This is a genomic window from Chlamydia buteonis (assembly GCF_900634605.1).
Taxonomy (GTDB): domain Bacteria; phylum Chlamydiota; class Chlamydiia; order Chlamydiales; family Chlamydiaceae; genus Chlamydia; species Chlamydia buteonis.
Genome location: NZ_CAAAFM010000002.1, coordinates 74,867 through 100,106, shown reverse-complemented (window position 1 = coordinate 100,106; position 25,240 = coordinate 74,867). Strand labels below are relative to the sequence as shown.

The window sequence follows — 25,240 nt, the reverse complement described above, 5'->3', positions numbered from 1 at the left end:
ATAATTCTTAAAAAACAATTATAAGATTATTTTCTCTTCCATTTTCAAAAAAAATAATAAACTATTAATTGCATTTTTCAAAAACAACCGCGACTTCGGCGTCTTGATAGGGAATATTAATCAAAAAATTACTTCCCCAAAACCTTTCTTTTCCCTGCAAAGAAAAAATTTCCATATAGAGACTTGAGGAAAGGATACGCAAAGAGTCGCGTTCTCCATGAATAATTACATCGTTAGACGGTCCTTTATAAGAATCTAAGGAGCTTGACCGCAACCTCGGCCCTTCAACCACTTGACAACTTTTTCCCCTACAAAAAATTGAAAAAGTGGATTTGCAAGGATCTTCTATCAAAGAGTATACCTGACACCGTCTCTCAGAAATAGTAATATCATGACGAATTTTAGACCCTAGGTAGGCATCTTGTAAGTAAGAAAAACCTGTGATTCTCGAACAAGGAACAGACGAAGCCGAAAGAAAAGAAATTTCTGTGGTATCATTATTTTCTACAAAAGAGAATTCCTTTACCGTTCCACATAGACCAAAGCCCTGACAATCACTAATATCGCCGTAACATGGGCCGTAGTTTACTACACCGACATCTCCGGAATAGTAAGCTCCCACACCACTTTTACATCCTGATCCAGAAACAAAAGTGGATGCCGACCGAGTCCGTTGCATCCAAAAACCTAAATTCGGATCCGTAAACCTATACTCACTAGTAACCTGTTGATCTAATTGGTATAGGAAAGACTTACTCAACGAAGTCTTTTCTTTTATGGATCGAGCGTGTTCCTGACTCCATAAAGCAGGAAAAATCGTAGCCTCATGCATAAATAATGCCTGTTGAAACTCACTCATCATCTTAGCTTGTTTCAAACTGTCATCATAAAACCTAGAGATTTGCAAAAGCAAAAGTCCGAGTTCTGCATGTTCTCCGGGATAAGGAAGTCCTTTCCAAGGGAAACCTCCACGACCAAATAAACGCGTAGCTCCCGAGTCTTCTTGCTCTAACTTCAAGAAGTCCAACCCCAAATCTTGTCCCTCTTCCAAAGCTATAAGCAAGTAAACTGCTCTTGCAATGTCATGCACTTTTAACAAAGGATGATAGCGAAAAAATTTAAAGACAAAATTGCGAAGTTTCTTATCCTGACAGGCATAGATTAACTGTTTAACCTGCAAGTCAAAATTCGAATGGGGAAACACTTCGATACATTCTTGTAATCTTAGCTGTGATCCCATCACCATTCACAATTTCTTACTCAAAAACGGATTGCGCCCAGACAATAATAACAAAAAACTTTAGAGTCAAGCCTCTAAGTAAATCCTAAAAACTTGACCCTGATAAATTAGATAAAAGAGAAAGGCACGAAATTAGGAATGCTTCGAAGGAGTTTCGATTAAACGTTTCATTCTTTTTCCTGGAGTAAATTTGACGGCACGTCTCGCAGGAATGTGAATAGGAACAGTAGCGTTTTTAGGATTACGACCTACTTTAGGTTTTCGTTCTACAACCTGTAAAACGCCGAAATCTCTAAACTCTAACCTATCACCTTTGACTAGAGCATCTGTCATTTTATCCAAAAAATTTTGGATTACAGTACGCACATGATTCGGGTGAATCTTGTGATCCTGTGATATTGTACTGATCAGTTTTTTCTTGGTCATGGTAGCCATATTAGCCATTGCCTCCTAATTAAAGTGCCCTAAAGTAACTTGTTGAGTAGCCCTAAATAATAAACTTTTGAAGTATATGCGTATCATATCTATTCATCCTTTGGATTCAAGACATTTTTTAAAAATACGTGGTTGTTCTATATCGTTGTAAGTAACGAAAATTCATATTTGTCAAAACTTATGATTTCTGCACCTTACAGTCCGACAAAAATTTCTAAGCTTTCCTATTCTAATTTAATAACGGCAAACACGTGACTTCTTTCATCTAACTTGATAAAGTACTGGTTTTGGTGTCCTCGTAGCTCAGTAGGATAGAGCGGTTGCCTCCTAAGCAGCAGGCCATGCGTTCGAATCGCATCGAGGACGACTTTTTTCCCTTATCTCATTAAAAAATTAATTCACCTTTGCAGAAAGTTTTCTGGCCTTTACACTCGCTAAACTTGGTTTCTGAAAGTTAGGACCAGTAAGAAATGTATGAACGCCCTCGGCTATGCCTCTGGCTATATGCATTCGGTAACGTGCATCCGAAAGTGCAGCTCGTTCTCTAGGGTTTGAAAGGAATCCTGTTTCAATTAAAATCGCAGGCATTGTAGTTTCTCGAATAACAGCGAAATTTCCATTCTTCGCTCCCCGATTTTTCAATGCGCCGTTTTTCTGCATAGCGTTTAGGACATCCTTAGCTAGAGCTTCCGAAGCACGACTTCTCGAAGCAACATTATTTTTGCCATTATAAAAATATACTTCAGTACCAAAGGCTGACGTGTTAGACGAATAATTACAGTGAATACTGACAAAAATATCAGCTTTGTTTTGATTTGCTAAAGCCGCTCTTTTCCCAAGATCTACATATACATCAGATGTTCGAGTAAGAACTGGCTTATACCCCATTCTCTTGAGATAGCTCTGCACTGAAAACGCAAGAGACAGGGTTAGAGACTTTTCCTCATAATGGAAATCTTTACTTGCAGTGCCTTGATCTTTACCTCCGTGTCCTGGGTCGATAAAAATCACTTCATTACGACGCACACGCTGTGGAGGCGCACTTTCAGCTGCAATTCCTCCTAAAGCAGTTCCGAAGACACAGAGAGTGAGTAAAGTGTAACGATTAAACATAAGACGACAATACCCCGAGCACGATTTCCTTATCATCAAAAGCGATGGTTTGATGTTTAAAGATCTGGTACGTCTCATGCCCTTTACCTGCCACTAACACTATATCCCTATCTGAGGCAATGGACAAAGCATATGTAATTGCTTGTTTTCTGTCGATTTCGATGGAAAAATTTCTTTTTAAAAACCCCGAACAAATTTCATTAATGATAATTTCTGGATCTTCGCCGCGAGGATTGTCTGTAGTCACAACAGCAAATCCATACTTCTCGACTACTTGAGCCATGATTTTTCTTTTGCTCTGATCTCGATCGCCTCCGCACCCAAAGACCACTATAAGTCTTCCATCTTGAGGAAGTAGAGCCTGAAGTGTTTTGCATACATTATCTAAGGCATCGGGGGTATGAGCATAATCAATGTAAATAGGACAGGGGCCCGAAAATACGGGTTCTAACCGCCCTCTAGGGGCTTCTACATTGGCAACAGCAGAGATCAGTTGTTGTAAATCACAGCTTAATCGTTGGTGAGTGACAGCAATAGCCGCAAGAACATTATAAATGTTATGCTGTCCTATTAAGGGTGAGGAACATGCAAAGGTTTCCCCATTATATAGCAAGTCAAAATCCGTTCCGAAAGGAGAAAAGCGCAAATTAGCAGCTTGATAATCCGCATTCTGCTCTATTCCATAGGTAATAGATTGGGCTTGAGTAGCCTCAATAAACTGCGAAGCATAATGTAAGTCGTTGTTTACTACAGCTAGGCCTGAAGAAGGAAGCATCGAAAATAACTTAAGCTTTGCTTGCTTATACTCTTCAAACGAAGAATGAAAATCTAAATGATCTAGAGTGATGTTAGTTAAGACGCCAACATCAAAATCGACGTTAGCCAGTCTGTCTAAAGCAATACCAATGGAAGATACTTCCATAACCGCAGCAGCAAGGTTGCTCTTCACCATCTCAGCTAAATACTTTTGTAACAAACAGGATTCAGGGGTGGTATACCCATCTTGAATACGACTATTTCCCAGAATATGCTCAATAGTACCTATTAAACCTGCAGGCTTGTCGCAAGCATCAAACAGAAATTTTATTAAATAGGAAACTGTAGTTTTCCCATTGGTGCCTGTAATACCAACAACACAGAGTTTTTGTGAAGGATGACCGTAGTATTTTGCTGCAAGATCCGCCTCAAGCTGAGGAAGATCGGAAGAAATAATTTGAACAACGGGTAAAAAAGGATTATAGATAGAAGAAACTACAGCAACAGCTCCGTTTTCAATAGCTAAGTGGGAAAACTCATTACCATCACAGTGCTTGCCTTTATTGGCTATAAAGATATCTCCAAATCCAACATTGCGAGAATCCCTTGTGAGATTTCTTACCTCTACAGAAGAAATTTTCCCATAAATTTTAGCTTTGGTATTGTGAAGGAGTTCTTTTAAATTCATTTTTTAGCCTGAGGTCCTTCTTAAAAAGCTAGACCACTTCTATATGCAAAATTGTTCCTAATATATCTGTAAGCACTCTTATTTTCATTCGGCAAAAAACAAAAATGGCACCCATATTCCATAAGTTATAAATAAACTTTCGCAAATTAGCAATGCTCGCAACAATTGCCGCCGAACTATCTTACTTACAGCTATTAAAATAGTCCATCTATTTTTCTCACATAAAAAATATACTATTTTTAGTGAAAAGAAACTGTTTCCCAATAAAAATTACCTTTCCTAGTTCATAGCAAAAGAATAAAAAGGGGAAGATGGAGCGACATCTTCACTATGATGCTGGTCGCAAGAACTGCTTGTAAAAAAAATAATCGAGACTTCGTTGTCCCAAAAATCATACAATTAAGATGTATACGCAACCATCAAGGCATTATGCATAATGATTGGTTGTTGAATAATAAAAAATCTATTTTAGAAACTCTTGGACGCACTATACCCTTACTAGGCAACATTTTAGGAACCTATAAACTTTTTAGTATATTTGCGGCCCTGTAGCAGAAGACAGTAAGTCGACATCGCAGTTCATACCTTTGCCGGGATCCTAGAAATACTTGGCCTTGGTTTAATCATCTTTGAACTTAAAATTATTTTTACAATCACATTCTTACTTGTCCGATTTTTTCAGAAACAGCCGGAATTTGCTCAATGGCAAATCCGCTACTATGGAGACATAATAATAAAACTATTTCCCGGAACGATTCCATTCCTCATACAAAGATTGCATAAAAGCAACCTCACTCCGATAACTGTATTTTTCTTTATCTTCAGGGACCCCTAGATAGGATAAAACACGATCAGCAACTCTTCCGAATACAGGGGCTGCACATCTTCCTCCCATATAGTTCTTTGTTCCATCCTCGCGAACATTATGATCCGGATCATCTATAGAGACCAGCATGACCAAAGGAACACTAATCCCTTCCGATGGATATATGGGCGTAATACCTATAAATGAAGAAATATGACGATGCTTATCATACTTTCCATTAACTAGCTTTTCTGTTGTTCCTGTTTTCCCTGCACTTGAATGCTTTTTAGGCGCAGCCCGAAATCCCGTTCCTCCAGGATATGTAGTAAAACGTGTAGCTTTCAATACCTCATCAACAATATCCTGAGAAAGAACTCTTTCTCCACGAACTTGTGGATGCAAAACGTATTCTTTTCCAGAAGTAGTGACTATTTTTTTTATCAAAGTAGGACGCACGTCATAACCACCGTTAGCAAAAAGGGCATATGCTTTAACCATCTGAACTCCCGTAACCAAGATATTATAACCCATAGCAAGAGAATAAGGAGTGGATAAAGACCATTCGGGAACCCCATTAATATGAAAACGCTTGGGTGAAGGTACTAATCCTGAAGCTTCCGCCGGCAATTCTATACCCGTCTTTTTACCAAACCCTAATAATAATAACTTGTCTTCATACCACTGGTTCCCTAGATGTTGCACTATAAGATCAGCAAGTTGAGCTACATAAACGTTTGAAGACTTTTGAATCGCCATGTACATATTTAAACGCCGATTCGATGAGATATCCTTAAGAGGAAATTGCTTTCTTCCTGGGAAAATAGTGCGGGTAACATCTATAGGTTCACAAGGATCAAATAAGGGCTTCCCAGATCTTTTCACCATCTCTTCATTAGCAAGCAACGCTATAGCAAGAGTCAGAGGTTTCATGATAGAGCCTGGTTCAAAAACATCACTTACTGATGTCACTTTTGTGTGCTCTATTTTTTCCTTATCATTGAAAAATTCCTTGTATTCCGAAGGATTAAAGAAAGGATACTGTGCTAAAGCAAGAATCTCTCCTGTATAAGCATTCATTAAAATCAGACTCCCACCCTTAGCTTTGGCTTCCTTTACGCCTTTTTCCAATTCTTCTTCCGCTATAGTTTGTATACAGGGATTTACTGTGAGATAAATATCAGAACCATCCCTAGGAATCTTTGTGATTTTATCTAGATCTAAACGATTTAAAGGAGAACGTAGGAATTTTCGTTCCCCAGGCTCTCCTTCAAGGATGTGGTTAAAATATGCTTCTAAACCTCCTGTAGGAAAAGCTTTTCCTGTTTTCTCATCCTTTACTTCTCTAAGAGTATGAAGAACTTGACCTAAAAGTTTGCCAAAAGGATAGGATCTTTGATAGTCTGTCGTGAAAAACAAAGCATTAGAGGGTATTTTAGATTTTGATGCGTACCCCCGCCACCAAGACAGAATGCGGTCATGATCCGCACGATCCAACCAAAGAAATAATTTCCGATGTCGAGATTTTTTATCAAACTCCGCACGGAGTTTGTCATAATCACCTTCACCAATTAGACTAAAAACTTTCTTAGCAATAACATCACGGTGTTCTTCAGGAATAGCCACAGCATCTAAACAAAGATGAAATTTCGTAATATCAACAGCCAGAGGTTGTCGTTGCTCAGGATCTCCTTTACGTAAATTCATCTGAGAAAAAAAAGTCCCCCTACGAAAAGGGTCTTTTACTCGAAATTCATGTTGTCCTAAAGCTTCTGCTGCCCAACGCTTCTCCTCACAAATCTGAATTTTATAATATCGTATGATAAGGAAAGAATAGGAGAGCAGGACTCCACAGGTAATCATGGTCAAGCATTTACGATGATTCATAAGTTACAACACAAACACTATCTTCTGTAGGATATTGGAGATATTGATATTCAGGAAGGCTAGCTATATGCATGAGATGCTCTGGACTCTCTATTTTATCAATAAGAAAATGTAGAGATATATTCTCTTGTTCTCTCTGTCGCAACTTCGACCATAAAGCGGGAATCTCTAATCGTAATTTAGTCAGATCATTTTGTTTGTTAATATAGGAGTAAAGTAATCCGCCTAGAAAACAAAAACAAAAAAATAGACGCACAAAACGATAATTATTCATAAAAATTTCTTTTCAAAACAACGGAGCTTTGCCGATCTACAACGAGGATTTTGCCTAGTTTCTTCATATGTAGGCATGACAACTTTCTTAGTCAGAATTGTTCCTAATCCGGATTTCTCAGCTTCTCTAAAAAACCATTTTACTGGGCGATCTTCGGAGCTACAAAACGAAATAATTATCAAACGCCCTCCAGGAGCAAGCCAACGCATAGCCGACTCCAGCAATACTTTCAATTGCACGTCTTCTTGATTTACATAAACCCGTAAAGCTTGAAAAATCAAAGTTAATGGATGAATTTTCTTTCGCAGACGATAAGAAGGAAAAACTTTTGATGTTGCTTCTTTTAAATCTCTAACCGTAATTATCTTCTTGCGTTTCCTAAAATGTACTACAGCCCTAGCAGCGTTTTTCCAATGGGGTTCCTCTCCGTATTCACGAAAAATTTTCCCTAATTCTTCTTCACGAAGCGTATTTAAAACCTCACTTGCAGTAATTCCCTGAGTCACATCCATGCGCATATCTAAATCATGATCGTCTCCTTGAAAACTAAAACCTCGGGATAGATTATCTAATTGCATAGAGGAAACTCCAAGATCGGCAAGTATACCATCATAAACCTGTTCCCTAGAATCTTTAGAAAGATCTTCAAATGATGCATGATGAAAATGAACACGATCGCCAAATTTTTCTAAACGCTCCTTAGCAACAGACAAAGCCGCAATGTCTCGATCAGATGCATCATAAGAAACTATAGAAGGATATCCAGAGAGGAAAGCTTCAGCGTGACCTCCAGCTCCTACAGTAACATCACAGAAAAATTTTGGATTACGATTAGCAAATAAAGATAAACATTCATTTACCAATACCGGAATATGCGAAGGGGTTGCAGACACAAAAACGCCTAAATCATTCTAAAAACATCAATGCAAGAAAAAGATACACCATTAGAGAGAATGGGAAAAGATTTCTATTTATTCCTCATTCTCTTTTTAAGAATAATTAAGACTATTGACTTTTTCCTTTACCCTATTATGATTTAGAAAGTAGGGTTTTAAAGGCTGTATTATGGTAGAAATTTTTAATTACAGTACTTCTGTTTACGAAAAACACGCGTCTAACAATAAAGTAGTGAATGATTTCCGTAAGGAAGTTCACATGGAAAGTTTGACGATCCGTGATGTGGCTAAGCACGCTCAAATTTTGGACATGACGCCAAAGCCCTCAGCCTTGTGCTCCCTTATGCAAACGAATAAGAAAACCAATTGGGCTTTCTTTTCACCCCCCAGCAACTTTTATAAACAGCGATTTTCCACTCCCTATTTAGCCCCTTCACTAGGATCTCCCGATCAGCAAGACCAGGATTTAGAGAAAATTTCTTCCTACTTAAAAGTACTGACCCGAGGAAAATTTTCTTATCAAAGTCGTGTCAATCCTTTATTTTCTTACAAAGATCAGGAAGAAAGTAAAGAAGAAGAAGAAGAAGCTGCTGATTCTGAAGAAGACGTAATCATTCAGGAAGGCAAAGTTTTACTTAAGGCTATTGATCTAGGATTGAAGTCTTCTAATATTATGATCGACTATGTTATTTCCCGTATTTTTCAATTTGTTCAAGGCTAAGACATGTTAGATAACAAATGGAAAGCTATTTTAGGCTGGGGAGATCAAGAACTGGAAGAGTTACGCATTTCTGGTTACATATTTCTTCGCCAAGGACATTATCATAAAGCTATTCTTTTTTTCGAAGCCTTGGTGATTTTAGATCCATTAAGCATTTATGATTTCCAAACCCTCGGGGGATTATATTTGCAAATAGGAGAAAATGCCAAAGCTTTAGGAATTTTAGATCAAGCTTTACGTATGCAAGGAGACCATCTGCCCACACTATTAAACAAAACTAAAGCTCTCTTTTGCCTAAATCGTATTGATGAAGCCTCCGCGATAGCTGTCTACTTGGCATCTTGTGATGATCCTATGATTGCTAATGATGCTGAAGCTTTGCTTATGAGCTATACAAAAAAAATAATCAAAAAGCCCACAGCTCTTTCTCATTAATCTTGTGCCCACTTACTAAGAAGTGGCGCATACTATTGAAATGAATTCTTATCTATTTAGAATCATCCTGCTGTTTTTTGCAGAAAAACTATTGATTGCTTATCAACAGCAATGGTACATTGGCAATTTCTTCCTAAACGAGCAGGAATTGCCCGTCTGTAAGGAAATCCTCGATACATAAAAGAGAGCAGCATGTTAACCTGTAGCGATTGTAGTACTTGGGAACAGTTTGTGGATTATGTTAAGACACGTTGCTCTAAAACGGCTTTTGAAAACTGGATTTCTCCTATTCAAATTATAGAAGAAACACAAGAAAAGATCCGTTTAGAAGTTCCCAATATCTTTGTTCAAAACTACCTTCTTGATAATTATAAACAAGATCTGTGTTCTTTCGTTCCTCTTGATGCTCAAGGGGAGCCAGCTTTAGAGTTTGTCGTTGCGGAAATTAAAAAAGCCCCTCCGCAACCCATAGCCCCTCGAGAGCAGCAAGAAACCCCTATAGAAACTTTTGAAGAATCTAAAGACTTCGAACTAAAGTTAAACACGGCTTATCGTTTTGATAATTTCATAGAAGGACCTTCAAACCAATTTGTGAAATCCGCAGCTGTAGGTATTGCTGGCCGTCCGGGACGTTCGTATAATCCTCTGTTCATTCATGGAGGCGTAGGTCTAGGAAAAACACATCTTCTCCATGCTGTGGGTCACTATGTCAGGGATCATCACAAAAACCTGCGTGTTCACTGCATCACAACTGAAGCTTTTATTAATGATCTCGTGCAACATCTCAGATTGAAATCGATTGATAAAATGAAAAATTTTTATCGTTCGTTAGATCTACTTCTTGTCGATGACATCCAGTTTTTGCAAAACAGACAAAATTTCGAAGAAGAATTTTGCAATACCTTTGAGACATTAATTAATTTAAATAAACAAATTGTCATTACTAGTGATAAGCCTCCAGGACAATTAAAACTTTCTGAACGTATCATTGCTAGAATGGAATGGGGGTTAGTTGCTCACGTAGGCATTCCAGATTTAGAAACACGCGTAGCAATTTTACAGCATAAAGCAGAACAGAAAGGCTTACATATTCCTAATGACATCGCATTCTATATCGCAGATCATATCTATGGAAATGTACGCCAACTAGAAGGAGCTATTAATAAACTCACTGCTTATTGCCGTTTATTTGGGAAAACACTTACCGAAAGTATTGTTCGCGACACGTTAAAAGAACTTTTTCGCTCCCCTTCTAAACAAAAAGTTTCTGTAGAAAGCATATTAAAAAGTGTGGCCACAGTCTTTCAAGTAAAGCTCCAAGATCTTAAAGGTAACTCTCGTTCTAAAGAACTCGTTTTGGCCCGTCAAGTTGCTATGTACCTTGCGAAAACATTAATCACAGATTCTTTAGTTGCTATAGGTGCTGCTTTTGGGAAAACACATTCTACAGTACTTTATGCTTGCAAAACTATAGAACAAAAAATAGAAAAAGATGAAACTCTAACGCGTCAAATTAGTTTATGTAAAAACCATATTGTTGGGTAATCTAGGAGAATTTCTAATGTTCCGTAGAACTGGAAAAAATCCCTTTGAAGATGTTCAAACGTTATATGAAGAAGAAACACCTGCTCATTCTAATTATTCTTCTTATCCTAGATCTGAGCGTTTAGATTCTCCTCCAAATCTTTTTGACTCTCCAAAATCTCCAGAAACACGCCCTTTGTCTTCTACCTACCCTCTAAATGAAGAAGGACAAAAATGGATCCCTGTATCTTCTGAAGTAGATTCTTTGCTCTCATTTGCTGAAGAACCTGAAACCACTTTAGGAGAGGGTGTAACATTTAAAGGTGAGTTAGCCTTTGATCGTTTGTTGCGTATTGATGGCACCTTTGAGGGTATTTTAGTTTCTAATGGGAAAATTATCATCGGCCCTAAAGGTTGCGTGAAAGCTGATATACAACTTCAAGAAGCAATTATCGAAGGTGCTGTCGAAGGTAATATTACAGTCAGCGGAAAATTAGAGCTCCGTGGTGAAGCTATAGTTAAAGGAGATATCCAAGCAGGGACTCTTTGCGTTGATGAAGGTGTACGTCTTTTAGGCTATGTAGCTATTGTGGGGGTTAACACAGAGTCTCAGAAAGAAAAAGACTAATAAGAATCGCTGGCTGCGGAGCATATCGCTCAATAGTATCTTGCCATTCGCGTGGCAAAGGATAATCTGATAAAATACATATGGCTCCTACATTTACGTGTTTTTTCAATCTCCTTAACTCTCTTTCTAAAGGCAAAATCCCTCGATAAGGAATTCTTGTTTCCTTGGATAATTGCTTAGCAAAATCTTTTGGTATTTTTGATATAAGATAAAAAATCGCTTTAGGAAGAATTTGGTGAAGTTCCCACTGTCGTTTTATCACATTTGTAAAAAAATTAATAGCTGGTGCCTTCCCTAGGCAGGCTTGAGAATATAGAGCTAGTACTTTTGTTGAAGGAACATAAAGACAAAAAGTTTTCCGAGAAAAAGAGGGCAAACAATGACGACAAGTCAGCGTTTCGTCTACACCTAAAATACTATAACAATGTGGGCAACGCCCTGCTACCTTTTCTACTTTTAAAGTTTCTAAACATCCCTGACATAAAAACTCTCCGGGTTGTCGACAACCATAACAGAGTTTCGGGAAAATTAAACGAAGGAAAAAATTAAAGAATCTCTGAATCACAGAAAATTTTTATTCCTAAAATTTTAATCAATTTGTTACGTTCTTAAACGTAGAAGCTTCAACTTCCCTCTCAGTAGCAATGCTTAAACGATTTGTTAATTCCATCTGGGAAATTTGTCAAAAAGACAAGTTTCAACGCTTTACTCCAGTTGCAGACGCTATTGATACGTTTTGCTACGAACCCATCCACCAATCTTCATCTCCACCATTCATTCGCGATGCTGTAGATGTTAAACGTTGGATGATGCTTGTTGTTATTGCACTCTTCCCAGCAACATTTTTAGCCATATGGAATTCTGGTGTTCAGGCTTTAGTCTATGGCTCGGGGAATGCCCAGCTCATGGAATCATTTTTACATATCTCAGGATTTCGCAGTTATCTCTCATTTATCTTTAATGACATAGGCATGTTTTCCGTTCTTTGGACGGGATGCAAAATTTTTATTCCCTTACTAATAATTAGCTATTCAGTGGGAGGAGCTTGTGAAGTACTCTTCGCGGTTATTAGAAAACATAAAATTGCTGAAGGACTACTCGTTACAGGGATCCTCTATCCTCTTACCTTACCTCCCACAATTCCTTATTGGATGGCCGCTTTAGGGATTGCTTTCGGCGTTATTGTTAGTAAAGAATTGTTCGGTGGGACAGGAATGAATATTCTCAATCCTGCACTATCAGGAAGAGCTTTTCTATTTTTTACATTTCCAGCAAAGATGAGCGGTGATGTTTGGGTAGGGAGCAACCCAACACACATTAAAGACAGCCTGCTTGCTATGAACTCAACAGCAGGAAAATCAATCATAGACGGCTTTTCACAATCTACCTGCCTACAAACATTAAACTCTACACCACCTTCTGTAAAAAGAGTCCATGTAGATGCTATAGCCTCTAACATTTTACACATGACACACGTCCCCACACAAAATGTCATACAATCACAATTTTCGATCTGGACAGAGTCTCATCCCGGATTGATGTTAGACAAGCTTACTTTAGAGCAACTACAAAACTTTGTAACCTCTCCATTAAGTGAAGGCGGTCTCGGCTTACTCCCAACGCAATTTGACTCAGCATACGCTATTACCGATGTGATCTATGGGATTGGGAAATTCTCTTCAGGGAACCTCTTCTGGGGGAACATTATCGGTTCTTTAGGAGAAACATCCACATTTGCCTGTTTACTCGGTGCTATATTTCTTGTTATTACAGGGATTGCCTCATGGAGAACAATGGTGTCTTTCGGTATAGGTGCTTTTGTCACCGCGTGGTTATTTAAGATTTTCAGTATTCTTATTGCTGGAAAACACGCAGCTTGGGCTCCTGCAAAATTCTTTATTCCAGCCTACCGCCAATTATTCTTAGGGGGTTTAGCCTTCGGTCTCGTATTCATGGCGACAGATCCTGTGTCATCACCAACCATGAAATTAGCAAAATGGATTTACGGATTATTCATTGGTTTTATGACCATAATTATCCGATTAATAAATCCTGCATATCCTGAAGGAGTTATGCTAGCCATTCTTCTTGGAAATGTATTTGCTCCTCTTCTTGATTACTTTGCTGTAAGAAAGTATAGACGAAGGAGAATTTAAACTATGTCCTCAGAGAAACCCAAACGCTATCTGAATCAAACTTGGTATGTTACCCTTTTTATTCTTGCATTAAGTTTATTCTCTAGCGTTTTCCTTTCTACTGTGTATTATGTTCTTGCTCCTTTTCAAGAACGAGCTGCGACTTTTGATCGCGATCAACAAATGCTCACTGCAGCTCATGTTTTAGACTTTTCAGGAAAATTTCAAATCTATGAGAATGGTTCCTGGAAACTTGCCGCGTATGATAAAAAATCCCAATTACTTAAAGTTGCCGGCAAAAGTACACCTATTGTCACAAGCTCTGTTTTAGACTCCTATACACAAGGATTTGTCCGTCCCTTACTTGCAGATAGACAAGGACAAATGTTTTCTTTTGAAGAGAAAAATATCAATGTCTCAGAGTTTATAGAAAAACACCAAAATGGGCATTTCTATCAGCAGCCATTACTTTTATTTTATGTAATCTTAGCAAATACAGAGCAAGCTAGAGTGATGAGCGCTGCTGAAGTTGTGAAAAATCCTTCCGTAGTAGACGCTATTGTCATTCCTATTTCAGGATTTGGCTTGTGGGGCCCTATTTACGGATATCTCGCTGTAGAAAATAATGGTGATACAGTATTAGGAACGGCGTGGTATCAGCAAGCAGAAACTCCAGGGTTAGGCGCCAATATTGCCAATCCCCAATGGCAAAAGCAGTTTTATGGAAAAAAAATCTTTTTACGAGAAGCCTCAGGAAATACAGATTTTGCGACAACCCCCCTGGGTCTTGAAGTAGTCAAAGGATCGGTACAATCTGCATTCGGGACATCTCCTAAAGCTCTCTCTTCTATCGATGGCATTTCTGGAGCTACGTTAACATGTAACGGTGTTACTGAAGCTTATGCGCAATCTTTAGCTCCCTATCGCAGTTTGTTGATGTCTTTCGCTAAACTTAATAACCGGGGAGATCAAAATGGCAGCAAATAAATCATACAAGAGTTATTTTCTTGACCCTCTTTGGGACAATAACCAACCCCTTATCGCTATTTTAGGGATTTGCTCTGCGCTGGCTGTAACAACAACAGTAAATACAGCAATTACTATGGGTCTTGCTGTAAGTTTCGTTACAGGATGTTCTTCGTTCTTTGTATCTTTATTGCGGAAAGCAACCCCTGATAGCGTGCGTATGATCACCCAGCTAATTATCATTAGCTTATTTGTGATTGTAATTGATCAGTTCCTAAAGGCTTTTTTCTTTAATACCTCAAAAACACTTTCTGTGTTCGTCGGGTTAATTATCACTAACTGTATCGTAATGGGAAGAGCAGAAAGTTTAGCGAGAAATGTTCCACCTATTCCTGCTTTTTTAGACGGTTTTGCATCAGGATTAGGTTACGGTTGGGTATTAGTTACTGTAAGTATAATAAGAGAATTCTTCGGCTTTGGGACAATTCTTGGATTACGACTTATTCCTACATGTTTTTACGCCTCAGAAGCTCATCCCGATGGGTATGAAAACTTTGGTTTGATGGTTTTAGCTCCCTCAGCATTCTTCCTTCTAGGTATTATGATTTGGGGTGTAAATATTCTGAGATCTAAAAAGGCAAAAAGGTAGATCTATGTGGTTAGGCGAATATACATGGCTAAATATCTTTGGTATATTTTTACAAGCCACCTTTATCCAAAATATCCTACTATCAAATTTTCTGGGGATGTGCAGCTATCTTGCCTGTTCAGCACGAGTCTCTACAGCTAACGGTTTAGGAATGTCCGTAGCATTGGTACTCACTGTTACTGGAAGTATTAACTGGTTCGTACATGCATTTATTACAGGGCCTAAAGCTTTAACTTGGATATCCCCTGCATTAGCTAACATAAACTTAAATTTTCTAGAACTCATCATCTTCATAGTTGTCATTGCTGCTTTCACACAAATCCTTGAACTGTTTTTAGAAAAAGTATCAAGAAATCTCTACCTCTCCTTAGGTATCTTCCTCCCCCTAATCGCGGTAAACTGCGCAATCTTGGGCGGAGTACTCTTTGGAATCACACGCAACTATCCGTTCATTCCGATGATGATATTCTCTTTAGGTGCTGGAAGCGGCTGGTGGTTAGCTATTGTTTTGTTTGCCACTATTAAAGAAAAGCTCGCTTATTCTGATATTCCTAAAAATCTTCAGGGAATGGGAATCTCTTTCATTACCACAGGACTTATAGCGATGGCCTTCATGAGTCTAACAGGTATTGATATCTCTAAACCATCAGCAACAGTAGCGGCATCTGATGTTTTAGAAACCAAAAAAGTCTCTTCGGCAGAAGTCAACGAGCTCAAGCCTATAAAAAAAGTACGCTCAGCTCATCAGCGTGCTGTTAAGACGAAAACTATAAATACAAAAAAGGGAAAACTTCAGTAATTAATTAGTAGAAGCGTTTTCTATACTACCCCTAGCAATTTCTGGAAACTGGCATAACACATGTTTCACTATAAACATAGCTATACACACAAGAGTACAGCAAGCAAAGAAAATCGCTGTGTATAATACTGCAGGAGTGATTGTAGGAGATTGAACAGTAAATACTATCATAACTAGCATCGCGAGAGAGGTCAACAACACTGATAACACTCTTCGAAACGTTCTTAGTCCTTCGGATTCTCCTATAGGTCCTCCACGTAATTGATACAATAACGTCGCTGTAGTTGGGGTCTCTGCGGAGGGACGCTGAAATCTTTGGATACTAATTATCATAGGTCTTAATTCCTTTATCTAGTAGGCTGCCTGCTACTAAGTAAGTGTTTTCATAACGGCGAATAAGGTGGTACTTCGCACACGAACAAATCAACGCTAAAATAGTCATAGAAGTACACATAATCCATATCATTAACTGAATAGCTATTAATGGAGTTCCGAACAGTCCGTAGCAGGAAAAACCTATAACAGCTAAAGTTAATACTACCGTAGCAACTGTTAATACTTTCAGCTGCTTGGATAGCTGTAATCGGATATTCGCCATCTCTATGGGATTAGAGACGCTAACCATAAATGAGGACATAGTGAAACTTGTTTTTTTTTATCTTTTAGGGAAAGATTTTACTCCTTCAAAAGATAAAAAAAAACTCTAATCCAAAGTTCAAAAAAATATAGTCTATACAATATTTTTTTGAAAAGATAACCAGGCTATTCTTTGGGAGAAAGACCTTGTGTGTTTAATTTTTGATCCAATTTAACGATTACAAACCAGCCAGCTTCTTCGGGAGAAATATTAAGAAGCTGTACGTCTTCTTTGAGATTCTCATTAACCTCAATAATTTCTCCAGAAACCGGACTTAATACCTCAATAGCAGATTTCGAAGACTCCAAAATAACGAGAACCTCGCCTTCCTTACAAAAGCTTCCTAGATCCGGCAGGTCAATATGAAGGATTTGTCCCAGGTTTTCTCCCATCTTAGACGTCAATCCTAGACGTACAATATCCTCGTGTATTGGGTCGATCCACACATGACAATCAGAATACCACATTATCTGACTCCTTCATCAATAAAATGTTCTATATAACTACCAAGGATTTCTTCGTTTAAATGGTTTTTAGTAAGGAACAACTTTTCCACACTTGTGGGCTCCATACATGTCTGATGAGATAAACATTTATAGAAAAATGGGCCTTCGTCAGAGTTAAACTCAACACTTGATAATGCCCCCTCCTCCATAGAAGCTAAGACGGGATAGGGCTGAGGAATATTTTGATCCCCACGAGTAAATATTTTGATGGATTTTTCAAGATTCCAAGAAAGAGTGCCCGGCTGATATGTACCCTCTCTATGTTCCTCGATTAGCGACCAAAGCCGCTTTTGCCATAAATTACTGTTCTCTTCTTCTTGATATCGTGATTTTAAAGCAGCAACCACTCTATCTATATGCGAAATATTTTTATGAGAGGAAACCAATGCTTTAGCAAGCCCTTTACGCAAAACTTCACGATAAGGAATCACCTCTTCTCCTTCAAAGCATGTATCTACTACAAAAGTGTAATAATGTTCGCCATCCTGACTATAGGCTTCTAACACCTCATTATCTAACAATAACTTGGCTAACTCTTTCCCATCTAGAATTCCTTCTAAGACACTATCTTTCCCTGAAGAGAGGAAAACTTCGTGACTTTTCTGCTCACATTGAGCTAACCCTTCCATGATTCTTTTAGGAGAAGATCTTAATATCTCTTTTCTTGTGAAAGAATATATCTTTTCCACAAGGGAAGGTTTAAGAGTTTGGAAATCCTTACTCGAATTACATGTTTCAATTTTAGGAAATTGTTGGAGTAGAACTTGGAAATTTTCAGGATTTTGCTGCCACTGGTGCACCTCAACCATAGGGACTTTGGTTTCTAGATCCTGGAGTTTAACACTCTTGTAAGAAACTAAAAACCTCCGTCCCACTAACCTGGGCTCTTTAGCTTTTATAGTTTTAATAGGCAAAGTAGACCGCGGGACACTAAGACAATCCTTTATAGGCTCGCCCACAAGACTAATGTAAATTTCAAAAGCTTCTAGATCCTCTTTATTCTTAAATTGATACTCACGGGGAAGTTTTACCATTTCTACAGACGTAGAGTCTTTGCCCATTGAGAAGAACTCTTGCAAAGGACGATAATCAAAAGTTACGCTACCTTCTAATTGTAAGAAAGCTCTCTTGCATAACAGAATCTCGCGATATATATTGAAAAATTCTGATTCGCTAACTCCCATAAAATCAAAATAAGAAGCAACAAACTGATCAAAGCTTAAAGTAAGGCCAGCGTGTTTACTTAACTTAGTAAAAGCTTGTCTGGCTTTGTCTTGAAAATCTTGTTGAGCTTCTTTTAAGGAAGGCATTGCCACATTTTTTTTCTGCTCATTGACAAAACGCAATAAAGCTTCAACAGCAGCAGAAACATAAGCATCTCCAAACCAATCAGAAATGTTTCTATAACCAAATAAATGCAGATCCTTGCCCTGAGCTAAGGCGGGATCTTGAGGAAGATTAAACATCTGCCTACGATATTCAAGCATTTGTTTAAGAATATAATGAGGGAATTTTTTTTCTTCTAAAAATAGCTGAACCCTAGCGACAAAGCCCTCAGGGGATATAGGATCATTGATTTCCTGCAAAGCAATTAAAGCTTGATATAGACGTGGTGCTGAGGATTTCCACACCTCTTCGGAAGAAATAAAAGGGGTGTCGAATCGTCGATACGACTGATAGTTTTTTTCTTTTTTAAAGGCCGTGTAGTTCTGAGAATATACTTTTAAAAACAGCTTTTCCCCTAGCTTATTCGTTAGAAAGCGCTCTGTTAATAAACCTTCATTTAAGAAGTTCCACTCTTGAGGATTCCCTGTAAAAGGATAAGCTTCGTTTGTGAAGAATCTCTTAAAAGCTAAAAATTCTCTCTCAGAATATTTTTTACCCGGAACAGAAAAAACAACTTTCCTAGGGCCACGGGAAGATTCTCCTGGATAGCGTCCCCAGCCTATACCTATACCTGATACGCATACGCCAACTATAACAAAGCCAATGAATTTTTTCTGATGCTTATAAAAGAACGCTAGCAAAGCCACCCTCTTGGAATAAACAATAAAAAACTTAGTGTAAACTATTGATCGGAAAAAACCAAGAAGGATCCCCTGAGAACCAGAAAAGAGAACTTCTCTTTTCCCAATAGGATTATGTACTTCTATTTAAGCTGGCATAAAATTAATCTGCAAATGACCAATAAGATTATACATCGGATCGAAATACCAACCAAAAATTTCAGAATTCTCTACAGGTTTGGATAAGCTCAAATCTTTCTTAAAGACTACATTTGCTTTAGCAGCAACTTCTGGAGAATCAATTAATATGATACATTCATAATCGAAAAGATCACTTTTCTTTCCAAAATTGTAGCTACCTATTACAAACACACGATCGTCTACAATCATACATTTTTTATGTAACTGTGTATCTCGAACGTCATATTCGTTTACAAATAGGGAAGAACTCGGCTGTTTTTTAGAAAAAATGAACTTTTTCCATAATGCAGGGCGTTCACCATAAGATAGAAAGAAATAGTTCATACGATTTCCCCAAGCATATACTTCTGTAAGCTGGGGACTATTTTCATTGGATCCATTCGTAATAATTTCTGTATGTACTTTACGACTAAAAGACGCCGACCTCAAACTCTCAAGAATTTCATTGTTAGGAATGAAGTACATATTGGCAATTTTTATAGACTTCTTTGCGTTATCTATTAAATCTATGTATCCTTGAGTAATCGCGTTTTTACTCTCATCTGGTCCTGAAAAAATAACACGAATGTTTTTCAAATCCGTAGATACTAGATCTGAGTTTTCTTCGATTTTACTACAATAAGTGGCTCGAGCTTCTTCTATAGCAATCTGTGGGAAAGGAAGAGCGCGAAAATCATCGAGATTTTTATTAAACCAGGGCCTCTCTGCATAAGCACTCCAAAGCGCATAATGTGCATGAAATTCCTTTCTTAACTCGGTACCGAGTTGTGCAGAACTCACTGTAATATCCTGATCGCGAAATGCTAGCGGTCTGTGAATGCCCCCGACAACCAGCCGAGGAGACTCTACCGGTTCAGGAATAGAATCCCCTCGAGTACACATAAAATCTTCAAAATTTGTACCCCCCATAAAAATATACTTTCCATCGATGATAGAAATCTTCACATGACTTTCTATAACATTAGGAGAAAGAATGCTGGGTCCGGGAGGACATCCCGTAAATAAGTAAAAGAAACGATTAGGCCAACGCGACTTTATACTCTCAAGAACAGTCTTATCATTGCTATCAATAAATGTGGGTTGGATAAGAAGATAGGCGCGTAGTCCAGAAACAAGAGCCATACGTGCATCTATATGCTCGACGATCTCTTTTAATAAGTTTCCTCCCGCCATGCAAGGAGATAATTCAATATAATGATTAGCAACATCTATAGCAGATAAAATACTTTCATAAACTTCGATACTATTATCATGAATAATAACACCCGCATGTTCTTTAGATTCAGGAAAATGCACCATAAAAGCAGAAGCATCTTTCGTGATAAACACAAAAACAAGTGCTATAACTAAGCTCCATCGCATTGTATTCATAAACAACCGCTTGAAAATATTTGAATTAACCCTTTTTTAATTTCTTTTCTTGCTTCGAAAAGATCAGCTGAAGGTGCTGACAGACCTAAAGGAAAAAAGGCTCGTTTCTCAATCTCAGGAACTATAATATCAACAACCTCTGGCAAAAGAAATTTTTCATAAAACTCTAAAGAACTGCCCGATAAAAACACTGACCCTTGATGCAAAAATCCTTGTTTTACAGTACGCTGAGCTGCACCACCTACTTTCCTATCTCCCATCAAAATATCGTATTTTGAGGCTCTAGCCATACAAAAATTTGAAGTTTTTGGGTGATGCATATCCTCATCAAAAGAAAGAGATCCTTTTATGCGAAAAACCCTACTCAAAACCTGTAATACCATCTGATTAACCGTATAATAGTTCTCTAATACTGTAGGTGCATACAGGGGGTGTTCCGACGATACTAATAAAGAAAATGCGTAATCTCCATGATGAAAAACAAACCCTCCTCCGGTAGGTCGGATAGCGGCATCCATACCGAGAGCAGCTCTATTATCAATTAAAAATTTTTCTGGACGCATGAATAGGCCGTAAGTAAGGGGGTATAGACTATCCCACTCATATAGGTGAAGAATTACCTCCCCCTTTTTTAGGTGTTCGAGTAAATACCTATCTCTGGCCATGTGAGTCTCAGCACTCCCTTTTCCAGAATCTACTATGCGAACGGTCATAATTAAAAAGGTGGGCATTCGTTAAAAATGTAGAAATAGTATAACATTGGCGTGGATTCTTTGCTATTTTTGTGCAAAAATTCTTTCGTCTTCGGAATACCCTATCCGTCTATCGAAGAGTTGCATCATTATTTTAAATTTCGTATATGCTTAAGGAAAGTTCTACCCGGTCTTTTAGGTTTTTATGTTTGAGAAGTTTACTAACAGAGCAAAACAAGTCATTAAATTGGCTAAAAAAGAAGCTCAGAGGTTAAATCATAACTATCTAGGCACAGAGCACATACTTCTAGGCCTACTCAAACTAGGTCAAGGCGTAGCTGTCAATGTATTGCGTAATTTAGGGGTAGACTTTGACACCGCCAAGCAAGAAGTCGAACGCTTGATCGGTTATGGACCAGAAATCCAAGTTTACGGCGATCCAGCTCTGACCGGAAGGGTGAAAAAATCTTTTGAATCAGCTAATGAAGAAGCTGGAATCTTAGAACATAATTACGTCGGTACGGAACACCTGCTTTTAGGTATTTTAAACCAAGCTGATGGTGTTGCTTTACAAGTTTTGGAAAATTTACATATTGATCCTAGAGAAGTTCGCAAAGAAGTTCTTAAAGAATTAGAGACTTTTAATCTTCAGCTCCCGCCTGCATCTTCGTCTAATCCCAGAGGGAGTACTTCTTCATCTTCCAAATCTTCTTCCCTTGGTCATACTTTAGGTGGAGACAAAGGCGATAAATTATCAGCATTAAAAGCCTATGGTTATGATTTAACAGAGATGTTTCGTGAGTCTAAACTCGATCCTGTTATTGGCCGTTCCACAGAAGTTGAACGTTTAATTTTAATCTTATGCCGCAGAAGGAAAAACAATCCTGTACTTATCGGTGAAGCCGGCGTAGGCAAAACAGCTATTGTTGAAGGCCTAGCACAAAAAATCATTTCTAATGAAGTGCCTGATACTTTACGTAAAAAACGTTTAATCACTTTAGACCTAGCCCTAATGATAGCTGGGACAAAGTATCGCGGTCAATTTGAAGAACGTATCAAAGCCGTTATGGACGAAGTCCGTAAACATGGCAACATCCTTTTATTTATCGATGAGCTGCATACAATTGTAGGTGCTGGCGCTGCTGAAGGAGCTATTGATGCTTCTAACATTTTGAAGCCAGCACTAGCACGTGGTGAGATCCAGTGTATTGGGGCGACAACAATAGATGAATACCGCAAACATATTGAAAAAGACGCTGCTTTAGAACGTAGATTCCAGAAAATTATTGTCCAACCGCCTAGTGTAGACGAAACTATAGAGATTCTACGTGGCTTAAAAAAGAAATACGAAGAACATCATAATGTTTCTATTACAGAAGAAGCATTGAAAGCAGCAGCTACGCTATCTGATCAATACGTTCACGGACGCTTCCTCCCAGATAAAGCGATTGATTTACTTGATGAGGCTGGAGCACGAGTACGTGTAAATACTATGGATCAGCCCACAGAGTTAATGAAGCTCGAAGCTGAGATTGAAACAACGAAATTAGCTAAAGAGCAAGCTATTGGCACTCAAGAATATGAAAAAGCTGCAGGATTACGCGACGAAGAGAAAAGGCTTCGTGAACGTCTTTCCAATATGAAGCAAGAATGGGAGAATCACAAGGAAGAACATCAAATTCCCGTTGATGAGGAAGCTGTTGCTCAAGTAGTCTCCTTACAAACAGGCATCCCTTCTGCACGACTTACTGAAGCTGAGAGCGAAAAGCTCTTAAAACTTGAAGATACTCTACGTAAGAAAGTCATAGGTCAAGATCAAGCGGTAGCTAGTATCTGTCGAGCAATTCGACGCTCAAGAACAGGAATTAAAGATCCTAACCGTCCTACAGGTTCCTTCTTATTCCTAGGGCCTACTGGAGTTGGGAAAACACTACTCGCTCAACAAATCGCTATTGAAATGTTTGGTGGTGAAGATGCTTTAATTCAAGTAGACATGTCTGAGTACATGGAAAAATTTGCTGCTACAAAAATGATGGGATCACCTCCAGGATATGTTGGTCATGAGGAAGGTGGGCACCTTACAGAACAAGTGCGCCGTCGGCCTTATTGTGTTGTGCTATTCGATGAGATTGAAAAAGCTCATCCTGACATTATGGATTTAATGTTACAGATCTTAGAGCAAGGACGTCTCACAGATTCTTTTGGTCGCAAGATTGATTTTCGCCATGCGATTATTATCATGACTTCAAACTTAGGCGCAGACTTAATTAAGAAAAGCGGAGAAATCGGTTTTGGAGCTCGTTCCAATTTTGATTACAAAGTGATTCAAGAAAAAATCGAAAATGCTGTGAAAAAACATTTAAAACCGGAATTTATCAACCGTTTAGATGAAAGTGTTATCTTCCGTCCTTTAGAAAAATCAGCGTTATCTGAAATCATCCATTTAGAAATTAACAAACTAGATTCTCGCTTGAAAAATTACCAGATGGCATTAAGTATTCCAGATTCAGTGATTTCTTTCTTAGTAACAAAAGGACATTCTCCGGAAATGGGGGCACGGCCTTTACGTCGGGTTATTGAACAGTATCTTGAAGATCCTCTTGCAGAACTCTTGCTGAAGGAATCTTGTCGTCAGGAAACGCGCAAACTGCGTGCCAACCTCATTGAAGATCGTGTAACTTTCGAGCGCGATGAAGAACAAGCTGAAAATGTTGCAGCAACTATACCAAATGTGGAGTCATAGAAACTTCTATGACCCCTCCCCCCAGGCATCTCTCCCCATCATAAAATGCGATGGTTTGTCCTGGGGTGATTGCTTTAACAGGAGAAGCAAAGCGTACACGCACTTTATTCCGTTCTCCCGTATGTAAAATTTCACATTCTTCATCTTCGGAACGGTAGCGTACCTTAGCACTACACCTCATTATAGATTCTGGAGATACAAACCAATTCAATTCTTTAGCTGTAAGTTCTCTTTGATAAAGTAGAGGATGATTTTCCCCTCGTACTATATAAATAATATTCTTCTCCATATCCTTACCCACAACATAACAAGGTTTTTCAGAGCCACCAATATCTAAACCTCTGCGTTGCCCTATAGTGTAGTAATGGGCTCCCTCATGACTTCCCACGATCTTCTGAGAATCATAATCTATAATATCTCCCTCTAAATTTGGAACAAACCGCTCAAGAAAACTTTTAAACGGCCGCTTCCCTATAAAACAGATACCCGTGCTGTCTCTTTTTTGAGCTGTTGCAAGTCCGGCTTGGGCAGCTATAGAGCGTACTTCTGTTTTTGTCATGTCGCCCAAAGGGAAAAGTACATTTTTCAAAGAATCTTGGCGCGTGCCGCACAGGAAATAACTTTGATCTTTATGTGGATCCTTTCCACGAAGTAATCCCACTCCCTGACTCTTTAAATCTAATCGGCAATAATGTCCTGTAGCAAGGAAATCCCCTCCTAGCTCGACAACTTTCTTCTGCAGTAAATCAAATTTTATTTCACGATTGCAAAGAACGTCAGGATTTGGTGTATAACCTTGAGAATATTCTTTAAGAAAACGTGAGAATACCCTTTCACGGTACTCTCTAGCAAAAGATACCGTATAGTAGGGGATGTCCAACTGCCCAGCGACTCTTTCAACATCTTCATAATCCTTAGCGGTGGAACATAAACCATTGCTATCTTCTTCTTCCCAGTTCTTCATAAAAAGCCCTAGGACCCTATAGGGGGTAAATTTTTTTAAAAGATAAGCAACTACGGAGGAATCTACTCCTCCAGACATAGCAACAACAACAGTTTTATTCATAAATAATTAGAAAACAAAAGAATTACTTTATGTTACGTGTTGAATAAAATGAATACTTTCTTTAAATTTT

At 38.4% G+C, this 25,240-nt stretch carries 24 protein-coding genes and 1 tRNA gene; 10 read left to right on the top strand and 15 right to left on the bottom strand.

Going from position 1 to position 25,240, the window contains the following annotated elements:
* Positions 1–64: 64 nt before the first annotated feature.
* On the bottom strand, positions 65–1,246 hold the full coding sequence (locus E1N70_RS03885) for a hypothetical protein (RefSeq protein ID WP_208638312.1): 1,182 nt from the start codon (positions 1,244–1,246) through the stop codon (positions 65–67).
* A 126-nt stretch (positions 1,247–1,372) separates the two neighbouring features.
* Complete coding sequence (locus E1N70_RS03880) at positions 1,373–1,675, bottom strand: HU family DNA-binding protein (protein ID WP_006344016.1); 303 nt, start codon at positions 1,673–1,675, stop codon at positions 1,373–1,375.
* 292 nt (positions 1,676–1,967) lie between these two features.
* Between E1N70_RS03880 and E1N70_RS03875 the strand changes: the two genes are divergently transcribed.
* Positions 1,968–2,041: transfer RNA gene (locus tag E1N70_RS03875), tRNA-Arg, on the top strand.
* 27 nt (positions 2,042–2,068) lie between these two features.
* On the opposite strand, the gene E1N70_RS03870 is transcribed toward E1N70_RS03875, so the two are convergent.
* The 5 genes from E1N70_RS03870 to rsmH form a co-directional block, all read right to left on the bottom strand.
* Entirely contained in the window at positions 2,069–2,788 is a 720-nt protein-coding gene (locus E1N70_RS03870) for an N-acetylmuramoyl-L-alanine amidase family protein (RefSeq protein ID WP_131744238.1), read from the bottom strand.
* Positions 2,781–4,232 carry a UDP-N-acetylmuramoyl-L-alanyl-D-glutamate--2,6-diaminopimelate ligase gene (locus E1N70_RS03865; RefSeq protein ID WP_131744237.1) on the bottom strand — a complete coding sequence of 484 codons (1,452 nt, stop codon included), beginning with the start codon at positions 4,230–4,232 and terminating at the stop codon, positions 2,781–2,783. Before E1N70_RS03865 ends, E1N70_RS03870 begins: the two co-directional genes overlap by 8 nt.
* Before the next feature lie 739 nt (positions 4,233–4,971).
* On the bottom strand, positions 4,972–6,921 hold the full coding sequence (locus E1N70_RS03855) for a peptidoglycan D,D-transpeptidase FtsI family protein (protein WP_131744236.1): 1,950 nt from the start codon (positions 6,919–6,921) through the stop codon (positions 4,972–4,974).
* Positions 6,908–7,195: a hypothetical protein gene (locus E1N70_RS03850; protein ID WP_131744235.1), complete on the bottom strand. Its 288-nt coding sequence runs from the start codon at positions 7,193–7,195 to the stop codon at positions 6,908–6,910. Before E1N70_RS03850 ends, E1N70_RS03855 begins: the two co-directional genes overlap by 14 nt.
* Entirely contained in the window at positions 7,192–8,088 is an 897-nt protein-coding gene (gene rsmH, locus E1N70_RS03845; RefSeq protein WP_131744234.1) for a 16S rRNA (cytosine(1402)-N(4))-methyltransferase RsmH, read from the bottom strand. The genes E1N70_RS03850 and rsmH overlap by 4 nt, the downstream gene beginning before the upstream one ends.
* Before the next feature lie 172 nt (positions 8,089–8,260).
* On the opposite strand from rsmH, the gene E1N70_RS03840 reads away from it, so the two are divergent.
* The 4 genes from E1N70_RS03840 (at position 8,261) to E1N70_RS03825 (ending at position 11,399) form a co-directional block, all read left to right on the top strand.
* A complete protein-coding gene (locus E1N70_RS03840) occupies positions 8,261–8,812 on the top strand; it encodes a DUF5399 family protein (protein ID WP_131744233.1) in 552 nt (183 codons plus the stop codon).
* Positions 8,813–8,815: 3 nt separating this feature from the next.
* On the top strand, positions 8,816–9,247 hold the full coding sequence (locus tag E1N70_RS03835; protein ID WP_131744232.1) for a type III secretion chaperone: 432 nt from the start codon (positions 8,816–8,818) through the stop codon (positions 9,245–9,247).
* Between the two features lie 192 nt (positions 9,248–9,439).
* On the top strand, positions 9,440–10,792 hold the full coding sequence (gene dnaA / locus E1N70_RS03830; protein ID WP_131744231.1) for a chromosomal replication initiator protein DnaA: 1,353 nt from the start codon (positions 9,440–9,442) through the stop codon (positions 10,790–10,792).
* A 16-nt stretch (positions 10,793–10,808) separates the two neighbouring features.
* Entirely contained in the window at positions 10,809–11,399 is a 591-nt protein-coding gene (locus E1N70_RS03825) for a bactofilin family protein (RefSeq protein WP_131744230.1), read from the top strand.
* On the opposite strand, the gene E1N70_RS03820 is transcribed toward E1N70_RS03825, so the two are convergent.
* Positions 11,368–11,964: a hypothetical protein gene (locus tag E1N70_RS03820; RefSeq protein WP_131744229.1), complete on the bottom strand. Its 597-nt coding sequence runs from the start codon at positions 11,962–11,964 to the stop codon at positions 11,368–11,370. The two genes, E1N70_RS03825 and E1N70_RS03820, sit on opposite strands and share 32 nt — an antisense overlap.
* A gap of 79 nt (positions 11,965–12,043) precedes the next feature.
* Between E1N70_RS03820 and E1N70_RS03815 the strand changes: the two genes are divergently transcribed.
* The 4 genes from E1N70_RS03815 to nqrE are packed head-to-tail and all read left to right on the top strand — an operon-like array spanning position 12,044 to position 15,948.
* Positions 12,044–13,555: a Na(+)-transporting NADH-quinone reductase subunit B gene (locus tag E1N70_RS03815; RefSeq protein ID WP_131744228.1), complete on the top strand. Its 1,512-nt coding sequence runs from the start codon at positions 12,044–12,046 to the stop codon at positions 13,553–13,555.
* 3 nt (positions 13,556–13,558) lie between these two features.
* Entirely contained in the window at positions 13,559–14,521 is a 963-nt protein-coding gene (locus tag E1N70_RS03810) for a Na(+)-translocating NADH-quinone reductase subunit C (RefSeq protein WP_131744227.1), read from the top strand.
* The gene (gene nqrD / locus E1N70_RS03805; protein ID WP_131744226.1) at positions 14,508–15,149 is read left to right on the top strand and encodes an NADH:ubiquinone reductase (Na(+)-transporting) subunit D; all 642 of its coding nucleotides are present in this window, start codon (positions 14,508–14,510) and stop codon (positions 15,147–15,149) included. Before E1N70_RS03810 ends, nqrD begins: the two co-directional genes overlap by 14 nt.
* 4 nt (positions 15,150–15,153) lie before the next feature.
* Positions 15,154–15,948 (top strand): NADH:ubiquinone reductase (Na(+)-transporting) subunit E, encoded by a 795-nt coding sequence (gene nqrE, locus E1N70_RS03800; protein WP_131744225.1) that lies wholly within the window; start codon positions 15,154–15,156, stop codon positions 15,946–15,948.
* Here the strand turns inward: nqrE and E1N70_RS03795 are convergent, their stop codons facing one another.
* The 6 genes from E1N70_RS03795 to E1N70_RS03770 all read right to left on the bottom strand — a co-directional run bounded on the left by E1N70_RS03795 (position 15,949) and on the right by E1N70_RS03770 (position 21,382).
* A complete protein-coding gene (locus E1N70_RS03795; RefSeq protein WP_131744224.1) occupies positions 15,949–16,281 on the bottom strand; it encodes a hypothetical protein in 333 nt (110 codons plus the stop codon). It abuts the gene before it with no gap.
* Entirely contained in the window at positions 16,271–16,585 is a 315-nt protein-coding gene (locus E1N70_RS03790; RefSeq protein WP_131744223.1) for a hypothetical protein, read from the bottom strand. The genes E1N70_RS03795 and E1N70_RS03790 overlap by 11 nt, the downstream gene beginning before the upstream one ends.
* 125 nt (positions 16,586–16,710) lie before the next feature.
* A complete protein-coding gene (locus E1N70_RS03785) occupies positions 16,711–17,052 on the bottom strand; it encodes a glycine cleavage protein H-like protein (protein WP_131744222.1) in 342 nt (113 codons plus the stop codon).
* On the bottom strand, positions 17,052–19,118 hold the full coding sequence (locus E1N70_RS03780; protein WP_165478214.1) for a hypothetical protein: 2,067 nt from the start codon (positions 19,116–19,118) through the stop codon (positions 17,052–17,054). Before E1N70_RS03780 ends, E1N70_RS03785 begins: the two co-directional genes overlap by 1 nt.
* A 126-nt stretch (positions 19,119–19,244) precedes the next feature.
* On the bottom strand, positions 19,245–20,669 hold the full coding sequence (locus tag E1N70_RS03775; RefSeq protein ID WP_208638311.1) for a phospholipase D-like domain-containing protein: 1,425 nt from the start codon (positions 20,667–20,669) through the stop codon (positions 19,245–19,247).
* On the bottom strand, positions 20,666–21,382 hold the full coding sequence (locus E1N70_RS03770; RefSeq protein ID WP_208638310.1) for a lipoyl protein ligase domain-containing protein: 717 nt from the start codon (positions 21,380–21,382) through the stop codon (positions 20,666–20,668). Before E1N70_RS03770 ends, E1N70_RS03775 begins: the two co-directional genes overlap by 4 nt.
* Positions 21,383–21,566: 184 nt before the next feature.
* On the opposite strand from E1N70_RS03770, the gene E1N70_RS03765 reads away from it, so the two are divergent.
* Entirely contained in the window at positions 21,567–24,104 is a 2,538-nt protein-coding gene (locus tag E1N70_RS03765; protein ID WP_131744218.1) for an ATP-dependent Clp protease ATP-binding subunit, read from the top strand.
* On the opposite strand, the gene mnmA is transcribed toward E1N70_RS03765, so the two are convergent.
* Positions 24,082–25,170, bottom strand: a complete 1,089-nt coding sequence (mnmA, locus tag E1N70_RS03760) for a tRNA 2-thiouridine(34) synthase MnmA (protein WP_131744217.1) — start codon at positions 25,168–25,170, stop codon at positions 24,082–24,084. The two genes, E1N70_RS03765 and mnmA, sit on opposite strands and share 23 nt — an antisense overlap.
* Positions 25,171–25,240: the final 70 nt, after the last annotated feature.

What these genes read in the sequence shown, in the direction of transcription:
- E1N70_RS03885 (WP_208638312.1), bottom strand. Translation starts at nt 1,246, where the DNA reads ATGGTGATGGGATCACAGCTAAGATTACAAGAATGTATCGAAGTGTTT.
- E1N70_RS03880 (WP_006344016.1), bottom strand. Translation starts at nt 1,675, where the DNA reads ATGGCTACCATGACCAAGAAAAAACTGATCAGTACAATATCACAGGAT.
- E1N70_RS03870 (WP_131744238.1), bottom strand. Translation starts at nt 2,788, where the DNA reads ATGTTTAATCGTTACACTTTACTCACTCTCTGTGTCTTCGGAACTGCT.
- E1N70_RS03865 (WP_131744237.1), bottom strand. Translation starts at nt 4,232, where the DNA reads ATGAATTTAAAAGAACTCCTTCACAATACCAAAGCTAAAATTTATGGG.
- E1N70_RS03855 (WP_131744236.1), bottom strand. Translation starts at nt 6,921, where the DNA reads ATGAATCATCGTAAATGCTTGACCATGATTACCTGTGGAGTCCTGCTC.
- E1N70_RS03850 (WP_131744235.1), bottom strand. Translation starts at nt 7,195, where the DNA reads ATGAATAATTATCGTTTTGTGCGTCTATTTTTTTGTTTTTGTTTTCTA.
- E1N70_RS03840 (WP_131744233.1), top strand. Translation starts at nt 8,261, where the DNA reads ATGGTAGAAATTTTTAATTACAGTACTTCTGTTTACGAAAAACACGCG.
- E1N70_RS03835 (WP_131744232.1), top strand. Translation starts at nt 8,816, where the DNA reads ATGTTAGATAACAAATGGAAAGCTATTTTAGGCTGGGGAGATCAAGAA.
- dnaA (WP_131744231.1), top strand. Translation starts at nt 9,440, where the DNA reads ATGTTAACCTGTAGCGATTGTAGTACTTGGGAACAGTTTGTGGATTAT.
- E1N70_RS03825 (WP_131744230.1), top strand. Translation starts at nt 10,809, where the DNA reads ATGTTCCGTAGAACTGGAAAAAATCCCTTTGAAGATGTTCAAACGTTA.
- E1N70_RS03815 (WP_131744228.1), top strand. Translation starts at nt 12,044, where the DNA reads ATGCTTAAACGATTTGTTAATTCCATCTGGGAAATTTGTCAAAAAGAC.
- E1N70_RS03810 (WP_131744227.1), top strand. Translation starts at nt 13,559, where the DNA reads ATGTCCTCAGAGAAACCCAAACGCTATCTGAATCAAACTTGGTATGTT.
- nqrD (WP_131744226.1), top strand. Translation starts at nt 14,508, where the DNA reads ATGGCAGCAAATAAATCATACAAGAGTTATTTTCTTGACCCTCTTTGG.
- nqrE (WP_131744225.1), top strand. Translation starts at nt 15,154, where the DNA reads ATGTGGTTAGGCGAATATACATGGCTAAATATCTTTGGTATATTTTTA.
- E1N70_RS03795 (WP_131744224.1), bottom strand. Translation starts at nt 16,281, where the DNA reads ATGATAATTAGTATCCAAAGATTTCAGCGTCCCTCCGCAGAGACCCCA.
- E1N70_RS03790 (WP_131744223.1), bottom strand. Translation starts at nt 16,585, where the DNA reads ATGTCCTCATTTATGGTTAGCGTCTCTAATCCCATAGAGATGGCGAAT.
- E1N70_RS03785 (WP_131744222.1), bottom strand. Translation starts at nt 17,052, where the DNA reads ATGTGGTATTCTGATTGTCATGTGTGGATCGACCCAATACACGAGGAT.
- E1N70_RS03775 (WP_208638311.1), bottom strand. Translation starts at nt 20,669, where the DNA reads ATGAATACAATGCGATGGAGCTTAGTTATAGCACTTGTTTTTGTGTTT.
- E1N70_RS03770 (WP_208638310.1), bottom strand. Translation starts at nt 21,382, where the DNA reads ATGACCGTTCGCATAGTAGATTCTGGAAAAGGGAGTGCTGAGACTCAC.
- E1N70_RS03765 (WP_131744218.1), top strand. Translation starts at nt 21,567, where the DNA reads ATGTTTGAGAAGTTTACTAACAGAGCAAAACAAGTCATTAAATTGGCT.
- mnmA (WP_131744217.1), bottom strand. Translation starts at nt 25,170, where the DNA reads ATGAATAAAACTGTTGTTGTTGCTATGTCTGGAGGAGTAGATTCCTCC.